General features: G+C 63.3%; 7 protein-coding genes and 1 pseudogene. 2 read left to right on the top strand and 6 right to left on the bottom strand.

What is annotated here, in order from left to right:
• A pseudogene (locus BST44_RS28515) lies at positions 1–576 on the bottom strand (hypothetical protein); the annotation flags it as partial.
• A gap of 103 nt (positions 577–679) precedes the next feature.
• On the opposite strand from BST44_RS28515, the gene BST44_RS28510 reads away from it, so the two are divergent.
• Together BST44_RS28510 and BST44_RS28505 are read left to right on the top strand one after the other, a co-directional pair.
• Entirely contained in the window at positions 680–943 is a 264-nt protein-coding gene (locus BST44_RS28510) for a type II toxin-antitoxin system VapB family antitoxin (RefSeq protein WP_047324157.1), read from the top strand.
• 5 nt (positions 944–948) lie between these two features.
• Complete coding sequence (locus BST44_RS28505; RefSeq protein ID WP_047324166.1) at positions 949–1365, top strand: type II toxin-antitoxin system VapC family toxin; 417 nt, start codon at positions 949–951, stop codon at positions 1363–1365.
• A gap of 519 nt (positions 1366–1884) precedes the next feature.
• On the opposite strand, the gene BST44_RS29945 is transcribed toward BST44_RS28505, so the two are convergent.
• The 5 genes from BST44_RS29945 to BST44_RS28485 all read right to left on the bottom strand — a co-directional run bounded on the left by BST44_RS29945 (position 1885) and on the right by BST44_RS28485 (position 6797).
• On the bottom strand, positions 1885–4215 hold the full coding sequence (locus BST44_RS29945) for a WXG100 family type VII secretion target (protein ID WP_139315450.1): 2331 nt from the start codon (positions 4213–4215) through the stop codon (positions 1885–1887).
• Positions 4216–4222: 7 nt separating this feature from the next.
• Positions 4223–4450, bottom strand: a complete 228-nt coding sequence (locus BST44_RS31805; protein ID WP_489433954.1) for an Rv2240c family protein — start codon at positions 4448–4450, stop codon at positions 4223–4225.
• A 434-nt stretch (positions 4451–4884) separates the two neighbouring features.
• A complete protein-coding gene (locus tag BST44_RS28495) occupies positions 4885–5157 on the bottom strand; it encodes a hypothetical protein (RefSeq protein ID WP_142274731.1) in 273 nt (90 codons plus the stop codon).
• A gap of 234 nt (positions 5158–5391) precedes the next feature.
• Positions 5392–6081: a DUF6338 family protein gene (locus tag BST44_RS28490; RefSeq protein ID WP_047324298.1), complete on the bottom strand. Its 690-nt coding sequence runs from the start codon at positions 6079–6081 to the stop codon at positions 5392–5394.
• A 14-nt stretch (positions 6082–6095) separates the two neighbouring features.
• A complete protein-coding gene (locus BST44_RS28485; protein WP_136246450.1) occupies positions 6096–6797 on the bottom strand; it encodes a hypothetical protein in 702 nt (233 codons plus the stop codon).
• Positions 6798–6878 lie beyond the last annotated feature (81 nt).

Raw genomic sequence — 6878 nt, 5'->3', positions numbered from 1 at the left:
GCCCACCCCGGCACCATAGGGCATATGCCGCTGATCCCCAGGCTTCCACCTATCCGAGGAATCCAACGGCACCGCCGGCGGCGAATCCTTCGCCCCATCAGAAAGCGTCTGATACCCCGCGGCTGTTTGCCGCAACGTCGCCGACACGCCCTGGTACTGGGTCTTCGTCGCCTGCAACTGGCCCTGCATCGCCGAAAGCTGCTGATCCATCGCGGCCATAATCAGATGCGCCCCCGCCGGCGTCCGACCCAACGTCGCACTCGACGCCCCGATCGCACGGGCCTGATCACGAATCACCCCCGAGGCCAGCCGGCCCTGCTGACCAATCGCCGTGCCCTGTTCGGCCGACTCCTGCAACTCCTGATCAAGGCCCGCCGCACCGGCGCGCGACTGCTGATAAGAGCCAGCGGCCCGAAACACCCCGGCACGCAACCCACTCCCGCCATCAGGCGACGCCGGCACCGCACCGCCCTCACCAGCGGCCGGTAACTCCCCGCCCCCACCGCCAGCCGGATACAAGTCATGCGCACGCGTCAAAATGCGGTCGACACCCGCTACAAACGCCGCAATACTCACCCAACAAAATTAACCCGACGCCATCGGCCCAGGCCACATCCAGCGCAGGCGAAACCATCACAAAGCGAAGTACTACATACCTCGCGTTCGGTACCATATACCTATGGCTTTCAATGTGAAAGACGAAGAGGTGATCCAATTCGCCGACGAGCTCGCCGCCCGCCTGCACCTCCCCAGCCGCATCGACGCAATCCGCTACGCACTGCGCGCCCAGATCGAGATCACCCAATCCCGCACGGGAAACCGCGCCGACGAACTGCTCGACGTCCTCAGAACCGAGATCTGGCCACTGCTGCACGACCGATCCCCTATCAGCAAGACCGAACGCGAACAAGCGCTCGGATACAACGACGCCACGGGCGTGTGAGCGCCGTGATCATCGACTCGTCAGCCCTTATTGCCTTGATCCAAGGCGAAGCCCCCTACACCGAACAGATCGCGGCCGCCCTCGCCGGCGACCGTAGCCCGGTCATGTCCACGGCGAACGCCGCCGAATGCCTCATCGTGCTCACCAGCCGCCACGGCGCCACAGCCCGCACCGTCTTCGACCGCCTCCGGTCCGAAATCAACCTCGAATTCCAACCATTCACACTCGAGCACGCGTGGATCGCACATCGGGCCTACCTCCAGTACGGAAAGGGTCGCCACCCCGCCGCCCTCAACTACGGAGACACCATGGCATACGCCACCGCCAAACTCGCGCAGGAACCACTCATTGCGATCGGCAATGACTTCGCCCAAACAGACCTTGAATTCGACGGCGTCATCGGCTACTGGCCGACACACTAATTTCGTTGCACCACAAGGCAATATGCATCAGTTAGCGACATCGCAGCAGTGTGCTCGTGTAACCCCAAGACCCGCAGCGTCTCGGCGTTGATCTGTTCACTCTGGCCACAGCGCTAGCTTGACTTTCCGCAGCCCCGCGCTCTCCACAACCACGTACGATTGTTCCAACGGCCTTGGTCACGACACCAAGCGCAGAACACACGGCCGCCATGCGCTGCACGCGAGCAAAACCACTGAGGCGCAACGATTCCACTTCGTCGCGCAGTACTTCCCGGCCCGCAGCGTTTACCACACCCGAACTTAAGAGAACGTCTAACTCTCTCAAACGAGCTTGTCGCTGCTCCCAATCATTAACAGCCTCAACATAATTTATCTCTGCCACCAAGTCCCTTGCCGCCCGGAACACCGTTATCGCGAGGCCGATTGGCCCACGAGTGGCGGTTTCCTTTTGCACCCCCCGCACGGGTCGTGGCGGCGGCTCTGCGAGCAGCTGAGCCACCTTGGCGGTCAGATCGTCGATCAACGCAGAACTAGGTCCTTCAAGGGCGCCCGAATCCCGGCGACCCAAGCCGCATACACGACGTTGAGCAGATCCCCGCCGTGCTGCTCCCAGCACAGCAAGGCCTCCAGCTGCCGGCAACGGACGAACTCCCTTGTGTAGCTGACCGTTTGGTCAGGGCTTTCCACCCCGTTCAACCCCGGCCGCTGGCAAGCCATCTGCACCAGCGCGTCCTCATGTTCCTCGCCGAGTAACGCCCACTCCTGGGCCGTCGGCCACCGTTCGGCCACCAACGCGTTCGCCACCGACTGAGCAAGTGGCGACAAATCCTCGCCCGGAATACCAAACGCCAACTGGCGAATCAGAGTTCGGCAGTAGTGCCGGACCGTCGACTCATCAGCCGCAACCAGATCGGTGTACAGCGCCGCATCCACCGTCTGCAGACGGTGCGCCCGCGACGGAGACAACTCCGCCGACATATTGTCCGGCCCGAGATTCGGTTTCACGCCCGTCGCAACCTCCGGCGACGGGTGCTCGGCAAGATACTCAGACGGCATCGCCCACGACGTCGCCACCGCGCTCACGGTATCGCCAAGCTCCCGCGCCGCCCGCACCGCCTTATCGGCAGGGTTGACCCAGCCGAACCAGCGCGCGTCAAAATCTCCATCGTGCCCGCCAGCGATCGGCATTGTCTTGCGCAGAAACACCCCAGGCGGAATATAGGCGGCACCATCATTGGTGGCCACCCAGTACGTCGGCATGCCAGACGCGTTGCGGCCCACCGCCACAGCCCAATCCAAACCCGGGTCAGTCACGCTGGCGGCCCCAGCCAGCTCGGCGACCAACGCCTTGGCCTGATCCAGATCAGATTCAGCCATATCGCGGCGAACCGCTGCGCTCTCACGCCGACCGGCGACGGGCATCAGCCCGGTCCCCGCCCCCGCACCCGCCCCGGCACCACCAGCCTCAGCTGGAATCGACGGTGTAGCCGGCGCAGAACCCACCGGCGGAGCCGCCGACGTGGCCTGCGGAGGAAGCACCGAACCATACGACGTCATACCACCTGCCGGCATACCGGTCGCCGGCGCCGGAGCTGGAGCCGAAGCAGCAGCCGGCGGTGTAGCAGCCACAGGAGCCGCCGCCGGCGCCGCCGACGTCGGAGCAGACTCGATCGGCGCCGCCAACGGTGTCATCGGAGCCTGCGTCACCGGCGGCAGACCACCCGCTGCCGAAGCACCAGCGGCCAAACCACGGCCGAAATCCATTCCCAACGACGGCATCGGGGAACCCTGCAAACCGGGCGCGCTCAGGCCCGTAGGCGGTGACATACCTCCCGGCAACCCGCCGAAACCACCCATCAATCCTTGCAGAGGGCCCATTGGAAGGCCGCCGCCCGACCCGCCGCCAGGCAGACTGGGCATACTCGGCAGACCGCCATTTAGCAATGACGTCAATGGGTTATGCGTCGGGGGCGTTATCGTCTCGGGGGGAGTTCCGGGAGGCCCAGATGACAGCCCATGGTGCCCGCGCCCTAATCCCAGTCCGTTACCAGCGTCTTTCGGTACAGGTTGATCGGGGATCGGATTAGTCCCAGGCGGGGTTGCAACTGAAGGGTCAGTTGAAGATGGATCCGTTGAGCTATCCGTCCCGTGTCCGGCTTGTTTGAACTTGGGACCGGCTCCGGGGCCACCCTCCTTGAAGTGGTTGGTGAACTGGGTCGTGTATTGAGTGACGAAGCCTTGCAGTTCAGATGAATAACCTTGAATTGCCGTTCGATGAACTCCGAGGATCACCGCCACCTGCGCGAGTGAGTGACCCGAGCCGCTCCGCAGAAAAGCCTCGGCCTCTTGATGCGCCTGCTTGCTCTCGTTGAACATGTGCTTTTTGGCGCTCGCGACGTCGGCGGCGGCACGCTTGATGAAATCCGATGCAGCACCGCTGATGTCGGCCTGGTGGAATTTAATCGCGGCCGCTTGTTTGTAGGCCTCATAAGCTGCGTCTGCGCTCTTACCCACCCATGATCCTCCGTTCAGCACGCCGTTGGCAGCCTGTTGGACGTCCATTGCGGCGTTATCGAACGATTTCGACGCATCCTTCAGCATGTCCGCGTCGCCGGTCAGAAGGGTTTCCGAGTCTGCGGGCCACACGAAAGGTTGAAACAGGATATGCACGAACGGGCCCTGCGGCTTCGGGTGATCACCGCCCCCGCCAATATGCGGGACGCCTGACGGCAGGTTGGAGAGCGCCTTCGCCGGAGTGAACAGATTCAGCAGCCGCTCTGCCTGCTTGTTATTACGCTCGGCCCACCAAGTAGGGACCTCGGCCGCACTTGGGCCTGGTATCGCAGCCATTCATAACCTACCGAGGTAGCCCGCAAACATCCACGAGCGCGTCAACCGCGCCGTTCGATACGGCTGTCAAACGGTTGATTTCATTTATTGAGGTATTGCCCATAGCCGCGGTAGCGACGTCAAGTGTCGTGGTGATGTATCTCCGTGCCGCCGATGCGACGTCAGCAGGCACAGCGGGAACAAGCGCATTCTGTACCGCCACCGCGCTAGTTACGGCTTGAAGAGTCACGGGCATATTCAAGTTACCTTCGACCCGGTACCCGCCCTGCCCTTTTTGGCCCGCAGAAACATCGAACACGTGGCATAGATTTTGCTTTGCTGCGGCGGATTCGGCGGGGCTGAACTGCGGCGTTGGCGAAGCGGAGTTAGGTGCTGCCAGCGCGACGGAGGGCTGCCCGCCTGGCTGTACACGCGAATCGCTTCGCATCGCTACAACGGTGATTGTCGCTGTGACGACGGCTGAGAGGACGATCGCAAGCAATAACCCCAGGGCTATTCGCGCCGAAACGCGACGTCGAGGCCCGCTGCCTTGCAGAAAAGCGCTTGGGAACGGGGCTGCTGGCGGCGGTGTCGCTCCCGGCGTAGGAGAAGACGCGGGAGGAGGAGGCAAGGTTACCGACGGGGACCCGGTTCTCGACCATGGTGATGACATTCTGCCGCCCTCCGTCGTTACGTCGTCAGCACGCTGGAGTTACCGGCTTCAGCGCTTTGAACTGTTGCAATGCTGAACTCTCTGCTTCCTGTGTTCGTAGCCGCGCGCCCGGCTGCATGGGCCTCCGCCACCGCGAGCGCCCCGATAGCAGCTCCTACTAGTGACGTTGTATAGCCACCAATCGTGAGGCTCTGAACACTCGAACCCGCCTGCTGAGCGGTCGCGGCATCCGCGGCGGACAAGCCGGCCTCGGTCTCCGCCACATCCATGGTGAACCTGCCTGCACTCATGCTCCGCATCTTACCGCCGGTGTTGGGGCTGCACATCGGCTAACCAGCGCCGATTGCGGGCGCTGGGAAGTCCGTTTTCCGTCCGCTACGTCTGCTTGCGCGGTTTGCGCAGTCCTTGAGGGACGGGCGGCACGCCCTTCGCCGGCTTGGGCCCTGCTGGATAGCCGCCCTTCTTTTCGATCCCATCGTCTCGAGGGACCGCCCGTTCGATGCGTTCTTGCTTTGCCATCGCGCTCAACCTCCCATACCGCTCAGATCAACAAATTCTATGTATTCAATCTCTGACCAGCGGATTAACAGCCCAACTCCGAGATAGATCGGGTCGCCGTTGGCGTCGGATGAAACCGCGCCATCCGCGGATACTGCGACCTGCTCGGCGATGTAAAGCTCCTGGTCTTCACCGTAGGCGCTCGCATACGCCGGCCGGTACCAGATTCCAGCCTTCCACTCCTGGCTGTCCTTGAGCTTGAGCGTGACGTATCCCGTGCGGTTCTTGGAGAACAGTCGATCCCAGGCCCGCGGCTCAGGATCAGTCCCGGAAATGAAGGCCAGCAGGTGTTTAAGCGTGTTCTTCGGCCAACCAAGGACCCGTCGAGAACTGGGCTTCCATTCGCGGGAATCCTCCATCCACACGCCCACCAGGTAGGGGACGATGACGTAGGCAGCGATCGCGGCCCACCACGACCACGGCAGCACATTGGGCGCGGTCGCGCCGGTCACGACGACGTGGCGGTAGCCATAGTAGGTCGCTGGAGCCAGCAGCACGTGAAATGCCGCCGAGGTCGCCAAGAAACGGAAGATCAGCGTCGCCGCGTCTGTTTTTCGCCATGCCCAGCTGGCACCGTGGCTTTCCCGCGCGATCGTGTACACCGCGCCGGGAAGGACAGCGATGACCGCGACAAGCAGTGCCTGAAACGTCGTCACAATAAGGACTCGACTTAGCTCAGTAGGGCCAGGCGGGGGTCATCGGCCCACGCGTCACCCAGGATCCCGTAGGCGCTCCACAAGCTCAGTGCGGGCGCGGCCGGGCCGCTGAGCCGCACGGGATAGGTTGAGTCGAACCCGAGCGTCAATGTCCATTGCTGCAAATCCGGGTAGAACTCTGTGCAAGCCCCGAACCAGAAACTGACCAGGCCGTGCGCGGCGGTCGTACAGATCAGCCGGTCGGTCGTCACGATGACCGGGCATGTTTGGTGAAACCGCCATTGGGCGGCGGCGCGTTGGGCCGCGACCGTTTTGCGACGATGATTGACCACGCCTTGGACCGCCAGTGCGCCGAACATCACCGCTGGGCGGCCGGCAACAATCAACGGCAGCGGCGAATACGAGCCATCTCCCCCGCAGAAGCGGCTGTAGTCGATCTGTGCACTGAGCAGTGCGTGTTCGCCGGGTTCGAGGACCGGCCCATACACCGCGACCGGGGTCGGTACACGCCCTGCACGCAGCGCGGCCGCGCACCCACGGCTGTAGTGCCACCACTGCTCGGCGGGCGTGCGCGGCTGTGATGCCGCCTGCGGCCGGCACGTGCGTTGAGCGCCGCCCGGGTGTCCGTCGTCGACGACGCGGGCTGGTGTCGACGAAGCCCGGCGAACCGGAAGGTTATGCCGCTGTAGCGGTGGCATTCCTGGAATGTCGAACATGCGTTTCCTTACCTTTCTTGCAGGGTGGTTGTTGCCCTCGGCCGTAGGCTTCGAACTGCCCAGGGACGTCGGGTATGGCTT

The organism is Mycobacterium scrofulaceum, from assembly GCF_002086735.1.
Lineage (GTDB): Bacteria > Actinomycetota > Actinomycetes > Mycobacteriales > Mycobacteriaceae > Mycobacterium > Mycobacterium scrofulaceum.
Note: the sequence above shows the minus strand (reverse complement) of the source record. Positions and strands in the feature narration are given on the sequence as shown.